Genomic DNA, 16,631 nt, shown 5'->3' on the forward strand with positions numbered 1-16,631 from the left:
GGAGCGCTATTTAACAAACAATAAGTGGGCGTTTGTTTTTTACGTGACTAATGGGTCAGGACTAATTAAACCCGCCGCGCGCGTTATGGATGACTTACTCAACCCAATAACGATCCAATATCAAATAGCGATGCAGATAACACTCGCCCTCAGGAAGAAAAAACTTCAGCACCTTGTCGCGCCGGCTTTTGATATCGGGGCACTTGCTGCCTGGCCAATTGCGCCTGCACGCCCGCGACAGCTTCAAGTACTCTCTGCGCCCACTGCCCATCCTGCGGGTCAACCACGACCACACGAAAGCCATGTTCATGACCTTCTATGCGCACGCCCTCGGAATCATCCACGTGTAAATCGATATCGAAGGCCGACGGAAGCTTCGACGGCGTGTTCAACAGCCCGCGCGCGTTGAGAGCCTGGTTATGCACGACGCTGTTCACCACGCCATCGACGCGTATGCCGTACAGCATCAGCCAACGCCTGATATACGAAGGCGCCCGGCCTGACGAGGTGTAAACCCAGATGCTGCACCCCTGGCGCCGTAGCTCCCGGGTCAGGGAGCGGGTGCCGACACGCAGCGGCTCGCCCCACCAGCGATGGACGCAGGCCGGCAACCAGCTGCTTTCCACGGGCGAGTGATCAAGTTGGCAGGCCAGGGTGTCGTCGATATCAAACGAGATCCGTACGCGTGGCCGTGTGAGCAGACGCGTGGACAGGGCTTGAACGAGTAGGTTGGCGGACGTTCGGCATTTGCCCGCAAAGGTTTGATACCTGCTCATCATTGGCCTCCCTGATAGATTGGCTGCGGTGTGTCGCTCAAGAAAAACACACCCGGATCAGGCGCTTGTTCCTCCAGGAACGCGGCGTACTTTTTCTTGATCTTGGGCAATTCATACAGTGCCTTCACCCCATGTTTGGCCGAGTTGCGGATCACCGAGGAGGGGTTGAAGTAGCCTTCGGCGTTTTCGAGTGTCAGCACGAACGGCGGCAACCCTGCACGCATCAGCAGGTAGCTGACGATCAGCGAGCCACTGCGGTTATTGCCTTCGATGAACAATTGCGGCTTGCTGAGGATGCGTACATACACACCTGCTGCACGCTTCCACACCGATTCACTGCGGTAGGCGCAGTACCAATTGAACAAGTCCTTGATGCCACCCTCAACGTTGTTGAAGAAGTGCTCCTCGGTTGCGGCCAGGTGTTGCGCGTATTCCAGGCGGCGTGCCGGATCTCGACCACAGAGCACCGTGGCGTTGATCTCCAGCATCAGGTCAAGGTGATGCAGGTCAAACAGGTCCACGCCCTGGGCCACGTAGTCGTCAACCAGCGCATAACCTTCAAGCACATTGTCCAACACCTCGTCCGTCAGCGGGTCCCGCGGCTCGGTAAACTGCGTGCTGAGCTGGGCAAAGCGGCTCTGCACCTTACGCAGGGCGCGTTCAATCGCTGGCAAATCTAGACGATGCGTTACAGGCATTGGCATTCCCGAGAAGACGTTGGCGCAGGTGCGGCTGTTATCGAACATGGATGGCTCAGCTGAACTTGCCGCTGATGTAATCCTCGGTCATCTGCTCACGCGGGCTGCCGAAAATCTGCGCAGTCGGGCCCATTTCCACCAGGTAGCCAGTGCGCGTACCCTGGGAAATATCCACCGAGAAAAACGCCGTGGTGTCTGCTACGCGGATGGCCTGCTGCATGTTGTGGGTCACCAGTGCGATGGTGTAGTCCTTCTTCAATTCCACCATCAGCTCCTCCACCCGGCGGGTCGCGATGGGGTCGAGGGCCGAACAGGGCTCATCGAGCAACAGCACTTCCGGCTCGGTGGCGATGGCGCGGGCGATACATAACCGCTGCTGCTGACCACCAGAAAGCGACAAGCCACTGACCTTGAGCTTGTCCTTGACCTCATCCCACAGCGCCGCGCCTTGCAGGGCGTGCTTGACGCGGTCGCCCAGGTCGCCTTTGTAGCGGTTCAGGCGCAGGCCGAACGCGACGTTGTCGAAGATGCTCATGGAAAACGGGTTGGGCTGCTGGAACACCATGCCGATGTAGCGGCGTACCACCACCGGGTCGACGCCCTTGCCATACACGTCCTGGCCGAGGAAATGCACGTGGCCCTCGAAGCGAAAGCCCTTCACCAAATCGTTCATGCGGTTGAGGCTGCGCAGCACAGTACTTTTGCCGCAGCCCGACGGGCCGATAAACCCGGTGATCTTGTTTTTTTCAATCGGCACATGGCTGTCACGCACCGCCATGAAGTTGCCGTAGAAAATCCTGTCCAGCTTGCAGTCCATGACCACAGGCGACTGGGTGACAAACGGAGCGGCTATTTGCGCAGTTGAGACGTTCAAAATTCAGATGCTCCCGTTCTTAATACTTGGGCTTGCCGAAGATACGGCTGACAATATTGACAACCAGCACAATCATCACCAACACCAAAGAGGCCGCCCAGGCGAGCTCAAGCTGGTTGTCGAACGGCATGCCGGAGAAGTTGTAGATCAGCACCGCCAGCGAGGCCGTGGGGTTCATGACCGCGAGGTCGCCGTCGTGGTAGATCCAGTAGTTGCTGAACAGCGCGGTAAACAGCAGCGGCGCGGTTTCGCCGGCAGCCCGGGCCACGGCGAGCATCACGCCGGTGAGGATCGCCGGCAGGCCGGTCGGCAAGATGATTTTCCAAATCACCTGCGAGCGCGTGCAGCCCATGCCGTAGGCGGCGTCCTTCATGATCTTGGGCACCATGCGCATCGACTCTTCGGCGGTGAGCACCACGATCGGCAGCATCAGTACCGCCAGGGCTACACCGCCCGCCGGCGCCGAGTAAGTACCGGTGGTCATGACCACCAGGGCGTAGGCGAACACCCCGGCCAGGATCGACGGCAGGCCCGTGAGCATCTTTGCGGCAAAGCGCGCAGTGTTCGCCAATTTGCTGTCCGGCCCCAGTTCGGCCAGGAAGATCGCCGCCATGATGCCGACCGGTACCGCGATGGCAGCAGCAATACCGACCATCACAAAGGTGCCTGCCATGGCGTTGCCGAAACCGCCGCCGGTTTCGAAGCCGGTGGGCGGCAGTTCGGTAAACACTTCCAGGCTCAGGCGTGCGCCGCCACGGGTGATCAGCATGTAGAGCACGGAAATCAGCGGCACGCTGGCCAGCAGCGCACCCAGCCAGACCAATGTGGTCAACACTAGGCTGCGCAGGGCACGGCCTTCGAACTTGCGCTGCAGGCTGGGCACCGCGGTGATCGGGGACGTGAGGTCAGTCATTGTTTAGTACCGCGCTGGGCGTAGAGCATGATCATGGAACCGATGACGTTCACCAGCAGCGTGATAAACATCAGCACGAGCGCGGCGTACATCAACACCTCGATCTCATTCGGCCCGGCTTCGGGAAAGTTCAGCGCCAACAAGGCCGCCAAGGTATTGGCCGGCGCAAACAGCGACAGTGAGATGTTGTTGGCGTTGCCCACCAGCATCGCCAGCGCCATGGTTTCACCCAGCGCGCGGCCGAGGCCGAGCACCAGCGAGCCGAAAATACCGGTGGCGGCAGAAGGCACCATCACCTTGAGAATCGCCTCCCAATGGGTAGTCCCCATACCGTAGGCAGCCTGCTTGGTTTTCATCGGCACGCTGGTCAGGGCGTCCTGGGACACGGCGGCAATCGTCGGCAGAATCATGATCGCCAATACCAGCGCCGCAGGCAGCAACCCTGGCCCGCTCAAGGAGGTGCCGAAAAACGGGATCCAGCCCAGTTCACTATTCAACCAGGTGGTCAGTGGCCGGATCGCCGGGATCACCACGTAGATGCCCCACAGGCCATACACCACGCTGGGGATGGCCGCGAGCAACTCAACGATGGTGCGAAACACCGCCGCCAGCTTCGCCGGCAGGAAATCCTGAGTCAGGAAAATCGCCATGCTGACGCCGAAAACCCCTGCAATCAGCAGCGCAATCAGGGCGCTATAGAGCGTGCCCCAAATCGCCGGCAGGATCCCGTACTTGCCTTGGTTGACATCCCAGACACTGCCAAAAAGCACGTCGAAACCGTGCTTCTCCATGCCGGGAAGGGCCTTGCGTCCCACCTCGAATACCAAGGCTGCGACCAACGCCAGAATCAGTACCACCCCGATTCGCGCGAGCCCACGGAAGGTGCGATCGACCAGGAAGTCTTTTGCAGAGGGGGGTTGGCAGGCAGAATCCGGGTTAACCGGAACGACGAAAGGTTTGATCATGGGCGAATTCCGGAACAAAGGGGGAAACGCTCCCGGCCTGGCTGACAGCCCAGGCCAAGAGCGACCTCACGGGTGTTACTGGATGTTGGCGGAAGCTTTACGCACCTGATCGACCACCGATTGCGGCAGTGGGATGTAGCCCATCGAGTCGGCGATTTTCTGCCCCTCGGTCAAGCTGTACTCGACCATTTCGCGCATGGCCTTGGCCTTGGCCGGATTACCGTTGTCCTTGCGGAAGATCATCCAGGTGTAGGACGTGATCGGGTAGGACTTGGCGCCGTCCGGGTCCGGCAGCCAGGCCACCAGGCTTTCCGGCATCTTCACTGCTGCCAGGGCCTCGGCACCGCTCTCGGCGTTCGGCACCACGTACTGGCCGGCCTTGTTCTGCAACTGGGCGAAGTCGACCTTGGCCAGCTTGGCGAAGCCGTACTCAATGTAGCCAATCGCGCCTGGTGTCTGGCGTACGGTGGCCGTCACGCCATCGTTCTTGGGCGACTTGATGAATTTGTCGCTGGCAGGCCAGTTGACCGTGTTGCCCTCGCCCAGCGCCGTTTTGAATTCAGGATTGATGGTCGCCAAATGCTTGGTGAACACCGCCGTGGTGCCGCTGGAGTCTGCACGCACTACCACGGTGATCGGTGTATCGGTCAGTTTCAGGTCCGGGTTGGCGGCGACTATCTGTGGGTCGTTCCACTTGGTGATCTTGCCCAGGAAGATATTGGAATACACATCGCGTGGCAGCTTGAGGCCCTTGGGGTTGCCCGGCAGGTTATACGCCAGCACGATTTCACCCGCGGTCATCGGCAGCAATTGCACGCCTTCGGCCACCTTGGCGATGTCTTCATCTTTCATGGCCGAATCACTGGCGGCGAAATCGACGGTTTTATTCAGGAAGTCCTGCACACCTGCGCCGCTGCCCTTGGATTGATAATCCACAGTGACGCCAGCGGTCTTCTTGCTGAAGTCCTTGAACCAGGTGAGGTAGATCGGTGCAGGGAAGCTGGCACCGGAGCCGGTGAGGCGCACGTTTTCGGCGGCGAAGGTCATGGAGGAGGCACACAAAGAAACCGTAACGGCCAGTGCTGCAGACTTCATCAAGCTTTTCATTAAAAGAACTCGTTGTGGTGACGGGCTCCCGAACTGTGCAGCAGGGTTGTTACATTTTTATGAAAATTGAGTGGCGAACCGGGGTTTTGTCCCTGTTTGCCGCTACAACGATGTATTTTCGGGCGATTGGTTAGTAACAAATTGCGTCTAAAATGCTGCGATCCCCTATGGCGGCATAGGTATCTACACATCTTTTGATACGGCGCTGTACCTGTGGCGAGGGAGCTTGCTCCCGCTGGCGGCCTCAGGGCCGACCCGGGTGCTGGGTCAGATCGAGTACATATCCGTTATTTAGGTAACGGCCACTATTGGTTCCGCTCTTACAGCGGCTCACTTTTGAAAAGCGCAAAAGTGAGCAAAACGCTCTTGCCCCACCACTCGGCACCTCGCTCAGGCTCGGCGTGCCCGTAATCCGACAGGGATTTGGGGGGCCGCCGCCACGCGCCATCCATGGCGCGGGGCGGCTAAACCGGCATCCCTGCCGGTTTACCCCCCAAACCCCTGTCGAATTCCGGCCAGCGTGGTTTAACGGGGCGCCTAAGATCAAAAGCAGATCAAGATCAAGAGCAGCTCGCTTCGCATCGTGGTTACCGTAGGGGGCTGCGAACTGAAGTTGTGTAGATACCCATGCCTATGGCGAGGGCGCTTGTTCCTGCTGAGCTACGCAGCAGCCCCGCCCCCGCAGGGCTCATGGCTGGCGACAAATCAAGGCGGCCCCCCTGATCTCGGCGCCATCGGCCGTTTCCTTGCCATCAGCCACAGCCATGCTGTCTGCCCCAAGAACCGCCGCCTGGTTGAGCGCCCGTCGCAAGGTGTCATCCGGCCCAGCCCCCTGCACGGTGAACATTTCAATCAGTCGACACTGGTTCGAAGACGAGGCAGTGACCAGGTTGACGTTAAAACCGCGCTCGGTCAGTTGGGTGGAACACGCAGGCAATACGCTTACCGCCGCAAATGCCAGCGTTACCGGAAAAAGATTGTGCGTTGATACCCCGCCACGCCGACCCGCCAGCGTTCGGCAACGGCGTAGGACACCGCGAGGTTACTGTGAATGGCTTGGCCCGGCTGGAGACTGCTGGCGTTCAGGACCGAGGCCGGGTCGTGATTACGACTGGACCATGCGTAGTTGAAACGGCCGCTCACCTCCAGGCGATCGGTCAACTCCCAGGTAAATACGTAATGAGGGTTGAATACCCAGACACAGAAACGGGCTGACGACCATGTCGCCCTGGCGGGTGCGGCGGCCCTCGGGGCCATGATCGATATCCAGTTCCAGGTTCACCAGCGGCAACAATACCTCAGCGCCGTAATTGGCCCCCAACAGCGTCTTGTCACTGAAGTAGGCCAAGTGCGGCAGCACCGTGGTGCTGTGCACCTGCTGGCGCCCGGGCAGCGAATGGCCGTGGGCATCGTAGGCCGAGTGGCTGCGGTAATACTGCACTGGCAACTCGAACAGCGCGCCGGGGCCGGCGACCCCGTCCATGAAACTGGCATTGCCCAAGGCCAGGGGCGGCAGGCTGACACTGTCCGCCTCGCTGGTGGCGCAGGCCAATGCCGAGCTGATGCCCAGAACCCGAATCCACTGTGTTTGACGCATACAGCACCTTCATTGACTGCCGATTAAAAAACGGCGAATGGGTAATCCACGATCACCCGGTACTCATCGGCATTCGAGTTGCCACGGGTATTGCCCGGCGCGGTATAGCCTTGGCCGGATCGATGCGCGGCCCAGCGCAATGTGACGTTCAAGCCCTTGGCCTTGCCGCCCGGCACCACATAACGCAGGGCGACGTCGCGTTCCCAGTGGTGCGCATCCTTGCCCGCAGCGTTATAGATGTAGCCGTAGCCGGTGCTGTTGGGGTCGACTCGCGTCAGATCCGCTTCACCCCGGGTGTAGGAGGTGCTGAGCTGAAAGTCCGGCGCGTTGATGAAGGCCAGGCTGGTCTGGTATTGGATCTTCCACGACTTTTCACCCGGGGCATTGAAGTCGGCGTATTGCTGGGAATTGTTCAGGTACATGAACGTGCGGTCGTCCAGCACGACGTAGTCGAACGGCGTGTCGCCGTCGACCTTCTGCACACCGAGGGTCAGGCTCTGGCCTGCGCCGGACAGGGTCAGGCCGCCGGTGTAAGTATTGTTGTCGATGCGCCCCAAGTGGCTTTGGCCCTGGTCACGGGTCTTGAAGTAATGCACATACGGCGTCAGCGTGACCCCATGGTTCAACGTGAAGGGGTAGCTGACCCCAGCGTAATACTGGCTCCAGATATCGCTGAGCTGGCCGCCATACAGCGTCAGCGTAACCCCGCCCGGCGCACTGTAAACGCCGCCCAGCCAGCTCATGTGCGAACTCTCGCGCTCGGCCGCCACACCGGCCTTGTTGCCAGTGCCGTAACTGGTGGTCAGGTGGCTCTGGCCGCTCTGGTTGCGCAGGCGTGTGGAATCGACCCAGCCGGTGTCGAGGGTCAGGTTTTGCAAGCTGTAGTTCTTCAGCGTGACGCCACGAAAAGTCTGTGGGAACACCCGGCTCACACCGCTGGCCACCAGTGGGTTATCCAGATACTGGTCACCTGCCTGCACCAAGCTGCCAAAGCCGCGCAGCTTGAGTGCCGCGCCCGCTGCCGAGAAGTCAGACTCCGGAGCCTTTTTCGAATCCAGCGGCAGCAAACCCGCCCCGCCACTGCCTCCACCGCCATCGAGCTTGAGACCATAGAACCCATGCACATCGACCCCCACACCAATCGGCGTGTCGGTGTAACCCGAGCGAAACGACAGGTACACACCTTGCACCCATTCACGCTGATCCAGGCGCGACGGCGTGTTGTGGTTATCGCGGCCCAGGTAGTAATTGCGCAGCAGCCCATTGAGGGACGAGCCGCCGACAAATCCCGGCGTCACCGCCAGTTCGGCTTTCTGTCGTTCATTGATACCGGTGCTGAGGTTATCCCGTTGGCCCAAGGAGTTATCGGCCTGCACGCCCGCCGCCGAGAGTGACACCGTGAGCGATATGGAGACACGCACGATCCGCTTGAAAATAGGCATCAGCGTTGCTCCTGTGGTTGTTCAATCACCGTCACGGTCGCCGTAGTGCCCGCGCGCAAGCGGCCCTATCCCAAGAGCAAGTGCAAGCTGCCAATACATCGGCAGCCTGCATTCCAGGCTTACTTGCCTTCAGTCAACGCGTTGTAGCTGGTGAACAGGTTGCGGTAGTCAGGGATGTGGTTGGAGAACAACGTCCCCAAGCCTTCGATATCGTTGCGCCAGTCGCGGTGCAGCTCACAGGCCAGGCCGAACCAGGTCATCAGCTGCGCACCATTGGCCGACATGCGGGCCCAGGCCGATTGCTGGGTCAGCTCATTGAAGGTGCCGGAGGCATCGGTCACCACGAACACTTCAAAGCCTTCCGCCAGCGCCGACAGCGCCGGGAATGCCACGCACACTTCGGTCACCACGCCGGCAATGATCAGTTGCTTCTTGCCGGTGGCCTTGATGGCCTTGACGAAGTCTTCGTTGTCCCAGGCATTGATCTGCCCAGGACGGGCAATGTACGGAGCGTCCGGGAACAGCGCCTTGAGTTCCGGTACCAGCGGGCCATTGGGGCCGGTTTCGAAACTGGTGGTCAGGATGGTCGGCAGCTTGAAGTACTTGGCCAGGTCAGCCAGGGCCAGCACGTTGTTCTTGAACTTGTCCGGGTCGATGTCGCGGACCAATGACAGCAGGCCAGCCTGATGGTCGACCAACAACACAGCGGCGTTATCTTTGTCCAAGCGAACGTAAGGTGTAGACATCGTGATACTCCTGATAAAGAAGGTGACGCCCCGAGTGGGCGCCCGGTAAAGAACCCAGCGTGTTTACTTGCGCTGTGAGTCTAGTTCTTCGTGATTGTTTGCCACTTCCTGAGCCTTGATGTAGCTCTCGATCAGCAGTTGGTAGTGCGGCATCGCCTGGGTGTAGACGTTCGCCCACTCCTGGGCATCCGGACGGTTCCACGAACCTTGCAACTCCGAGAGCGTGCCCATGATGTCGATCGGCACCGCGCCGGCTTGGGCCAGGCGCGCGATGGTCAGGTCAGTGGCCAGCTTGGAGTGGTTGCCCGAAGCGTCGACCACCGCAAACACCTTGTAGCCTTCATGCACCGCCGCGATGGACGGAAACGCCAGGCATACGCTGGTCAGGGTGCCGGCAATCACCAGGGTCTTCTTGCCGGTGGCTTTGACGGCGGCGTGAAACTCAGGGTTATCCCAGGCGTTGATTTCGCCGCGACGGGCGACGTACTTGGCGTGGGGCGCGGCTTCGTGGATTTCCGGGATCAGCGGGCCATTGGGGCCTTGTGGAACCGAAGCGGTAGTGATGACCGGGATTTTCAACAGGGTCGCGGCCTTGGCCAGCGCGATAGCGTTGGCGCGCAACTGAGGAACATCAATGTCCTTGACGATCTGGAACAGACCACTCTGGTGGTCGATCAGCAACATGGCCGTGTCGGCGGGATCAATCGTCGGCTTTTGACCATTGAAGTTTGCAGCGTTACCTGATGCAGTCATTTGCATTTCCTCTTTGCTTGGATAGACCTCCCTGGAATGGTGTGCCGGAACAGTGCCCGGCAGTGTCTGCACTTCCTGTATAGACACGCTCCGACCGGTATCCAAGACTTGCGCCTGTAGGACACCTGCGAAAAAACAATGGAGCCACCTTAATCATCAGGTTCAGGGTTAGGTAGTGGCTGAACCGGGCCGCTGCATCTCAAAAATGGAACGATGTACCGCCCCTTGCACATTGGCTCAGGCTCGCCTCAATGGCTGGCCATGCCAGCCATATGCATCATCCAGCGCAAGCCACTCGCAAGGATGCCGAGGGCGAGCACGCTGGCGAACCAGATAGCGATCAGCCACAACACCCGCTGGTACCAACGGCCAGCAGGCAGCGGCTTTTCACCCTTAGTGGTAGCCATCGCCAATCCTCACTTTGCCGCGGAATACGTAGTAGCTCCAGCAGGTGTACATCAGGATGATCGGCAGGATGAACAGCGTGCCGATCAGGATGAACAGCTGGCTCGAAGGCGGCGATGCAGCGTCCCACAAGCTGATGGATGGCGGCACAATGTTCGGCCAGATGCTGAAGGCCAGCCCGATATACCCCAGGAACACCAGCATCAGGGTGAATACGAACGGCCAGTGCGAGTGGTGTTGGCGCAACGTTTTCAACAGCCCCACCAGTGCCAGTACGCCCAGCAGCATCAGACCGCCAAACACCACAATGTGCGCCTGGGCAAACCAGCGCAGGGCGATTTCCGGGTGCAGCCACGGCGTCCACACGCACAGCACCGCCACCACCGCCATCAGCGCAAAGGCCAGGTAGCGGCTGAACAGGCGCATGCGCGATTCGAGCATGCCTTCGGTCTTGACCAGCAACCAGGTGCTGCCCAGCAACGCGTAGGCCACTACCAACCCAATCCCGCAGAACAGCGGGAACGGCGAGAGCCAGTCGAGGCTGCCCCCGGCAAACTGGCGATTGACCACAGGAATGCCGGCGATGTAGGTGCCGATCACCACGCCCTGGCAAAAGGTCGCCAGGAACGAGCCGCCGATAAACGCCATGTCCCAGATATGCCGCTTCTGCGGGCTGGCCTTGAAGCGAAACTCAAACGCCACACCACGAAAGATCAGCCCGGCCAGCATGAAAATCAGCGGCAGGTACAACGCCTCCAGGATCACCGAATACGCCAGCGGAAACGCCCCATACAACGCCGCGCCGCCGAGTACCAACCATGTCTCGTTACCGTCCCATACCGGCGCCACGGTGTTCATCATCACATCGCGCTCCTGCTCGTCCGGGATCAGCGGAAACAGGATGCCCAGGCCCAAATCGAAGCCATCCATGATCACGTACATCATCACCCCGAAGGCAATGATCACGCCCCAGATCAACGACAGGTCTATACCTACAATGCCCATGTGCAATCCCCTTGATCAGTTGGTGTGGTCGCCGGACGCGAGCGTCTCGGTGACGGCGGACAGGGGGCGGCGTGGTGTGCGCTCCTGGCCGGGGCCGCCCTGTGGCGGTTGGTCGTGATGGGGCTGCGGGCCCTTGCGCACCAGCTTCATCATGTAGCCGATACCCACGGCAAATACCGAGAAGTAGATCAGTACAAACAACGCCAGGGAGATGCTCAATTGCGTGACGCTGTGATTGGACGCCGCGTCTGCAGTACGCATCAGCCCGTAGACCACCCACGGCTGGCGCCCTACTTCAGTGGTGATCCAGCCGGCCAGCATGGCGATCAGCCCGGTCGGCCCCATGAACAGCACCAGGCGCAGGAATAACCGATTGCGATACAGCGCGCCGTTACGGCGCAACGCCAAGCCCAGTATCCCAGTGAGGATCATCAACATCCCCAGCCCGGCCATGATCCGGAAACTGAAGAAAATGATGGTTGAGTTCGGCCGATCTTCCTTGGGGAAGCTCTTGAGCGCCGGGATCTGTTTGTCCAGGCTGTGGGTCAGGATCAGGCTGCCCAGGTACGGGACTTCTATTGCGTAGCGGGTCTTTTCGGCCTCCATGTCAGGGATACCGAACAGCACCAGCGGCGTCGCGCCGTTACCGACGTTTTCCCAATGCCCTTCAATCGCAGCAATTTTCGCCGGCTGGTGCTCCAGAGTGTTCAAACCATGGGCATCACCGACGACCGCCTGGATCGGAGCCACGATCAACGCCATCCACAACGCCATCGAGAGCATTTTACGCACTGCCGGGGTGTCGTTTTTACGCAGCAAGTGCCAGGCCGCCGATGAGCCGACGAAGAACGCCGTGGCAACAAAGGCAGCGATTGCCATATGCGCCAGGCGGAACGGGAACGACGGGTTGAAGACGATGGCGAACCAGTCCAGCGGCACCACCCGGCCATCGACGATGGAGAAGCCCTGGGGCGTTTGCATCCAGCTGTTGGACGCCAGGATCCAGAACGTCGAGATCAACGTCCCGATGGCGACCATCACCGTAGAAAAGAAGTGCAAACCGCGCCCCACCCGGTTCCAGCCAAACAGCATGACCCCGAGGAAACCCGCTTCCAGGAAGAACGCCGTCAGCACCTCATAGGTGAGCAACGGCCCGGTGATGCTGCCGGCAAAGTCCGAGAAACGACTCCAATTGGTGCCGAACTCGTAGGCCATGACCAGGCCCGAGACCACGCCCATGCCGAAGTTGACGGCGAAGATCTTCGACCAGAAGTGATACAGGTCCTTGTAGACCGCGTTGTTGGTTCTCAGCCACAAGCCTTCGAGCACCGCCAGGAAACTGGCCAGGCCGATGGTGACAGCGGGGAAAATAATGTGAAACGAGACCGTGAAGGCGAATTGAATTCGCGCAAGGTCCAGCGCCTCGATATTTAACATGGCAATACCCTTATGGAAACTTGATGCGCACGCGCACCCAGATCGGCGTGCCTCTGGCCTGGTGGCCTGGGGCAAGCGGATGTGCAGTGATCAGGGAAAACCAGGGCGCCATACTGGCCGCCCCGGTACGACTCAAGCGCCGTGGGACTGGATCAGATTGCTGACCGGCGCGGGTTCAAGCCGGATGGCGATGAACTTCGACGTCGGGGTAAACGTACGGTCGCCATAGCTTTCCAGCGGCACCAACGGGTTGGTTTCGGGGTAATAGGCGGCGGCCTGCCCGGCGGGAATGTCATAGGCGATCAAGGTGAAGCCGCTGACCCGACGCTCACGGCCATCGCCCCACAGCGAGACCATGTCGACTTTCTGCCCCGGCTCGTAGCCCAGCTTGCGGATGTCCTGTTCATTGACGAACACCACATCGCGCATGCCATAGACGCCGCGATAACGGTCATCGAGCCCGTACAGGGTGGTGTTGTACTGGTCGTGGGAACGCATGGTCTGCAGGATCAGCTCCGGCTTGACGTCCAGATTGCGCACGCCTTCGCTGACCAGGTGCGCCGGCAACACGCTGGAGACAAACTGGGCTTTGCCGCTGTCGGTTTTCCAGATGCGTCGCGCTGCGTCGTTGCCCAGATGAAAGCCGCCCGGGTGCAGCAGTTTGGTGTTGAAGTCCTTGAAGCCGGGAATGGTGTCGGCAATCAAGTCGCGGATGCGGCCGTAGTCGGCCACCGTCCACAGCCAGTCAATCGGGTGATTGCCCAGGGTCGCATTGGCGATCCCGGCAATGATGGCGGGTTCCGAACGCATCAGCGGCGACTTGGGTTTCAGCTGGCCGTGGGAGATGTGCACCATGCTGAAGGTGTCTTCAACGGTCACGCCTTGCGGGCCTTGTTCCTGGATGTCGATATCGGTGCGGCCCAGGCACGGCAGGATCAAGGCTTCGCGGCCCGTCACCAGATGGCTGCGGTTGAGCTTGGTAGCGATGTGCACAGTGAGGTCGCACTTGCGCAGTGCCGCGTGGGTGCGCGGGGTGTCCGGCGTCGCTTGGGCAAAATTGCCGCCCAGGCCGATGAAGACCTTGGCGCGCCCTTCTTCCATGGCCGCAATCGCCATGACCGTGTTGTGACCATGGCGGCGCGGGACCTTGAAGTCAAAGCGTGCTTCCAATGCGTTGATCAACTCCGGCGGCGCCAGTTCGTTGATGCCCATGGTGCGGTCGCCCTGCACGTTGCTGTGGCCGCGCACGGGCGATAGCCCCGCCCCTGGCCGGCCGATATTGCCGCGCAACAGTTGCACGTTGATGATTTCCTGCACGGTCAGCACCGAGTGTGTGTGCTGGGTCACGCCCATCGCCCAGCACATGATCACCCGCTTGGCGCGTCGGTACATGCGTGCGGCCAGCTCGATATCCTCAAGGCTCAGGCCCGATTGCTCGACGATATGCTCCCATGAGGTGGCGTCCACTTGCGCCAGATAGTGCTCCAGGCCCGAGGTGTGCTGGGCAATGAAAGCGCGGTCGAAGACTGCCTCGCCATCGTTCTCCAGGGCTTCACGTTCCCATTTGAGCAGGAACTTGGCGATACCACGAAAGGCCGCCATGTCGCCTCCCAAGGCCGGGCGAAAGTACGCCGACGAGGTAGGTTCGGAACCGTTGGTGAGCATCTCCAAGGGATGCTGCGGGTGTTGGAAACGCTCCAGCCCACGTTCCTTGAGCGGGTTGAAACAGATCACCTGGGCACCGCGCTTTACCGCCTCGCGCAGCGGTTCGAGCATACGTGGGTGGTTGGTGCCGGGGTTCTGGCCGATGACGAAAATCGCGTCGGCTTCCTCCAGGTCATCGAAGGTCACCGTGCCTTTGCCCACGCCAACACTGTCGTCCATGCCCAGGCCGCTGGCTTCGTGGCACATGTTCGAACAGTCGGGAAAGTTGTTGGTACCGTAGGCGCGAACGAACAGTTGGTACAAATAAGCCGCTTCGTTACTGGCGCGGCCCGAGGTATAGAACTCGGCCTGGTCCGGCGACTCCAGTTCGTTGAGGTGCTTGGCGATCAGGGCAAAGGCATCGTCCCAAGTGATTTCGACATAACGGTCCAGGGAGTCGTCATAGCGCATCGGGTGTGTCAGGCGGCCCTGGTATTCGAGCCAGTAGTCACTTTGCGCTGCCAGCGACGACACCGTGTATTTGTTGAAGAACGCCGGATTGACCAGGCGCCCGGTGGCTTCCCAGTTGACCGCCTTGGCGCCGTTCTCGCAGAACTTGACCATGCCGCTTTCCGGCGACTCGCCCCAGGCGCAACCGGGACAGTCAAAACCGCCGTTCTGGTTGGTCTTGAGCATCGCACGGATGTTCTTGAGCGCGTTTTCACTGCCCAGCCAGTTTTTCGTCACCGCGATCAGCGCGCCCCAACCGGCGGCAGCCCCCTTGTACGGTTTATAACGTTCAACTTCGCTCATGATGTTTCTCCAGGACTTCACGCATAGGCAGCGCCTAACTTAAAGCCTTTATTGATGGTTATTTTCAGGCATTGCAGAACGCAAACAGTGTTTTCACCGATCTTTCCACGGTCTGGAAATCGGTTTACATATTCAGGCTAGGCCCTGCAAAAACATCTGTCTAATCACAAATAACGACCACGCCATCGACACCATCTATCAACATTAAAATCTTTATTTTTCATAGTGATACGAACCTAAAAAGCTCAAATAAAATCGCTATAGATTTCATCGATCACTCAGTTGTTAATAGTGATTAGACGCCCTTGAAAAACAACTTTAGGCTTGAATCAAATAAGGCTCTCATCTCTGTCGAGCGCTCAAAAACAACGCCATGGCTACGCTCTTATTGAGTCGCAGCCGGAGGTTTCCATGACCGATAAAATCCTGATGGATAGTTTTTCTCGCCGGGTCGACTATCTCAGAATGTCGGTGACCGACCGCTGCGATTTCCGTTGTGTGTATTGCATGGCCGAAGACATGCAGTTCCTGCCGCGCCAGCGCATCCTCACACTGGAGGAGCTGTATCAACTGGCTGAAAGCTTCGTCACCCTGGGCACTCGTAAAATCCGCCTGACCGGCGGCGAGCCGCTGATTCGCCCAGGTGTGGTTGACCTGTGCCAGCGCATCGCCGCCCTCCCCGGCCTGCGCGAGCTGTGCATGACCACCAACGGCTCGCAGTTGGGCAAGCTCGCCGCCCCCTTGTTCGACGCCGGCCTCAAGCGCCTGAATATCAGCCTCGACAGCCTTGATCCCCAGCGCTTTCGCGAACTGACGCGCACCGGCGACCTAGCCAAAGTCATCGCCGGTATTGACGCTGCGAATGCTGCGGGTTTTCAACACACCAAACTCAATTGCGTGGTGATGAAAGGCCGCAACGATCACGAGATCAACGATCTGGTAGCTTTCGCCATCGAACGCGGCGTGGATATCAGCTTTATCGAGGAAATGCCCCTGGGCGTGATCAGCGAACACAGCCGTGCCGAGGCTTTCTATTCCAGCGCGCAAGTGCGCGAGCGCATCGCCGAACGCTACACCCTGATCGACTCGGCCGAATCGACCCAGGGCCCTTCACGCTACTGGCGCCTGGCCGAAGCACCGCATATCCGCCTGGGCTTTATTTCCCCCCACAGCCACAACTTCTGCGGCACCTGCAACCGCGTGCGGCTGACCGTTGAAGGCCGCTTGCTGCTGTGCCTGGGCAACGAGCATTCGGTCGACCTCAAGGAGGTGCTGCGCCGTTACCCGGGTGAACAGCAACGGCTGGAGCAGGCCATTCTCGAGTCGATGAAGATCAAGCCGTATCGACACAACTTCGAGCTCAACGATGACGTGCAGGTGGTGCGTTTCATGAACATGACCGGCGGCTAGCTGGCCGGCCTCTCTTTCTTTGTACTCAGTTGACCCGAGGTACCCC

At 59.7% G+C, this 16,631-nt stretch carries 15 protein-coding genes and 1 pseudogene; 1 reads left to right on the forward strand and 15 read right to left on the reverse strand.

The genetic code is table 11. From position 1 onward, the window contains the following. Positions 1 to 149 precede the first annotated feature (149 nt). The 15 genes and pseudogenes from FW800_RS05145 to FW800_RS05215 all read right to left on the reverse strand — a co-directional run bounded on the left by FW800_RS05145 (position 150) and on the right by FW800_RS05215 (position 15,175). Positions 150 to 776: a hypothetical protein gene (locus tag FW800_RS05145; protein ID WP_032875543.1), complete on the reverse strand. Its 627-nt coding sequence runs from the start codon at positions 774 to 776 to the stop codon at positions 150 to 152. After that, positions 776 to 1,474, reverse strand: a complete 699-nt coding sequence (locus tag FW800_RS05150; protein ID WP_122732902.1) for a hypothetical protein — start codon at positions 1,472 to 1,474, stop codon at positions 776 to 778. The genes FW800_RS05145 and FW800_RS05150 overlap by 1 nt, the downstream gene beginning before the upstream one ends. 55 nt (positions 1,475 to 1,529) lie before the next feature. Next, positions 1,530 to 2,291 (reverse strand): phosphate ABC transporter ATP-binding protein PstB, encoded by a 762-nt coding sequence (pstB, locus tag FW800_RS05155; protein WP_019817112.1) that lies wholly within the window; start codon positions 2,289 to 2,291, stop codon positions 1,530 to 1,532. Positions 2,292 to 2,367: 76 nt separating this feature from the next. Then, entirely contained in the window at positions 2,368 to 3,261 is an 894-nt protein-coding gene (gene pstA / locus FW800_RS05160) for a phosphate ABC transporter permease PstA (protein WP_005788134.1), read from the reverse strand. Further along, the gene (pstC, locus tag FW800_RS05165) at positions 3,258 to 4,226 is read right to left on the reverse strand and encodes a phosphate ABC transporter permease subunit PstC (RefSeq protein WP_005788132.1); all 969 of its coding nucleotides are present in this window, start codon (positions 4,224 to 4,226) and stop codon (positions 3,258 to 3,260) included. The genes pstA and pstC overlap by 4 nt, the downstream gene beginning before the upstream one ends. 75 nt (positions 4,227 to 4,301) lie before the next feature. Continuing rightward, entirely contained in the window at positions 4,302 to 5,333 is a 1,032-nt protein-coding gene (gene pstS, locus FW800_RS05170; protein WP_005788130.1) for a phosphate ABC transporter substrate-binding protein PstS, read from the reverse strand. A 688-nt stretch (positions 5,334 to 6,021) separates the two neighbouring features. Beyond that, positions 6,022 to 6,270 (reverse strand): hypothetical protein, encoded by a 249-nt coding sequence (locus FW800_RS05175; RefSeq protein WP_446437133.1) that lies wholly within the window; start codon positions 6,268 to 6,270, stop codon positions 6,022 to 6,024. A gap of 26 nt (positions 6,271 to 6,296) precedes the next feature. Next, positions 6,297 to 6,930 (reverse strand): annotated as a pseudogene (locus FW800_RS05180) (SphA family protein). 23 nt (positions 6,931 to 6,953) lie between these two features. Next, positions 6,954 to 8,372: an OprD family outer membrane porin gene (locus FW800_RS05185; RefSeq protein ID WP_446437134.1), complete on the reverse strand. Its 1,419-nt coding sequence runs from the start codon at positions 8,370 to 8,372 to the stop codon at positions 6,954 to 6,956. A gap of 119 nt (positions 8,373 to 8,491) precedes the next feature. Next, a complete protein-coding gene (gene ycaC / locus FW800_RS05190) occupies positions 8,492 to 9,118 on the reverse strand; it encodes an isochorismate family cysteine hydrolase YcaC (protein WP_003191542.1) in 627 nt (208 codons plus the stop codon). A gap of 63 nt (positions 9,119 to 9,181) precedes the next feature. Then, positions 9,182 to 9,871: an isochorismatase family protein gene (locus FW800_RS05195; RefSeq protein WP_446437135.1), complete on the reverse strand. Its 690-nt coding sequence runs from the start codon at positions 9,869 to 9,871 to the stop codon at positions 9,182 to 9,184. Between the two features lie 248 nt (positions 9,872 to 10,119). Continuing rightward, positions 10,120 to 10,278, reverse strand: a complete 159-nt coding sequence (locus FW800_RS05200; RefSeq protein WP_005788120.1) for a DUF2474 domain-containing protein — start codon at positions 10,276 to 10,278, stop codon at positions 10,120 to 10,122. Beyond that, positions 10,265 to 11,281 carry a cytochrome d ubiquinol oxidase subunit II gene (gene cydB, locus FW800_RS05205; protein WP_446437136.1) on the reverse strand — a complete coding sequence of 339 codons (1,017 nt, stop codon included), beginning with the start codon at positions 11,279 to 11,281 and terminating at the stop codon, positions 10,265 to 10,267. The genes FW800_RS05200 and cydB overlap by 14 nt, the downstream gene beginning before the upstream one ends. Positions 11,282 to 11,296: 15 nt before the next feature. Continuing rightward, on the reverse strand, positions 11,297 to 12,718 hold the full coding sequence (locus FW800_RS05210) for a cytochrome ubiquinol oxidase subunit I (RefSeq protein WP_446437137.1): 1,422 nt from the start codon (positions 12,716 to 12,718) through the stop codon (positions 11,297 to 11,299). A 132-nt stretch (positions 12,719 to 12,850) separates the two neighbouring features. After that, positions 12,851 to 15,175 carry an FdhF/YdeP family oxidoreductase gene (locus tag FW800_RS05215; protein WP_005788114.1) on the reverse strand — a complete coding sequence of 775 codons (2,325 nt, stop codon included), beginning with the start codon at positions 15,173 to 15,175 and terminating at the stop codon, positions 12,851 to 12,853. 411 nt (positions 15,176 to 15,586) lie between these two features. Between FW800_RS05215 and moaA the strand changes: the two genes are divergently transcribed. Next, complete coding sequence (gene moaA / locus FW800_RS05220; protein WP_446437138.1) at positions 15,587 to 16,585, forward strand: GTP 3',8-cyclase MoaA; 999 nt, start codon at positions 15,587 to 15,589, stop codon at positions 16,583 to 16,585. Positions 16,586 to 16,631 lie beyond the last annotated feature (46 nt).

The organism is Pseudomonas sp. 910_23 (assembly GCF_052850795.1).

Coding starts and splice junctions, on each gene's coding strand:
- FW800_RS05145 (WP_032875543.1), bottom strand. CDS start 776: ATGAGCAGGTATCAAACCTTTGCGGGCAAATGCCGAACGTCCGCCAAC.
- FW800_RS05150 (WP_122732902.1), bottom strand. CDS start 1,474: ATGCCTGTAACGCATCGTCTAGATTTGCCAGCGATTGAACGCGCCCTG.
- pstB (WP_019817112.1), bottom strand. CDS start 2,291: ATGGACTGCAAGCTGGACAGGATTTTCTACGGCAACTTCATGGCGGTG.
- pstA (WP_005788134.1), bottom strand. CDS start 3,261: ATGACTGACCTCACGTCCCCGATCACCGCGGTGCCCAGCCTGCAGCGC.
- pstC (WP_005788132.1), bottom strand. CDS start 4,226: ATGATCAAACCTTTCGTCGTTCCGGTTAACCCGGATTCTGCCTGCCAA.
- pstS (WP_005788130.1), bottom strand. CDS start 5,333: ATGAAAAGCTTGATGAAGTCTGCAGCACTGGCCGTTACGGTTTCTTTG.
- FW800_RS05185 (WP_446437134.1), bottom strand. CDS start 8,372: ATGCCTATTTTCAAGCGGATCGTGCGTGTCTCCATATCGCTCACGGTG.
- ycaC (WP_003191542.1), bottom strand. CDS start 9,118: ATGTCTACACCTTACGTTCGCTTGGACAAAGATAACGCCGCTGTGTTG.
- FW800_RS05195 (WP_446437135.1), bottom strand. CDS start 9,871: ATGACTGCATCAGGTAACGCTGCAAACTTCAATGGTCAAAAGCCGACG.
- FW800_RS05200 (WP_005788120.1), bottom strand. CDS start 10,278: ATGGCTACCACTAAGGGTGAAAAGCCGCTGCCTGCTGGCCGTTGGTAC.
- cydB (WP_446437136.1), bottom strand. CDS start 11,281: ATGGGCATTGTAGGTATAGACCTGTCGTTGATCTGGGGCGTGATCATT.
- FW800_RS05210 (WP_446437137.1), bottom strand. CDS start 12,718: ATGTTAAATATCGAGGCGCTGGACCTTGCGCGAATTCAATTCGCCTTC.
- FW800_RS05215 (WP_005788114.1), bottom strand. CDS start 15,175: ATGAGCGAAGTTGAACGTTATAAACCGTACAAGGGGGCTGCCGCCGGT.
- moaA (WP_446437138.1), top strand. CDS start 15,587: ATGACCGATAAAATCCTGATGGATAGTTTTTCTCGCCGGGTCGACTAT.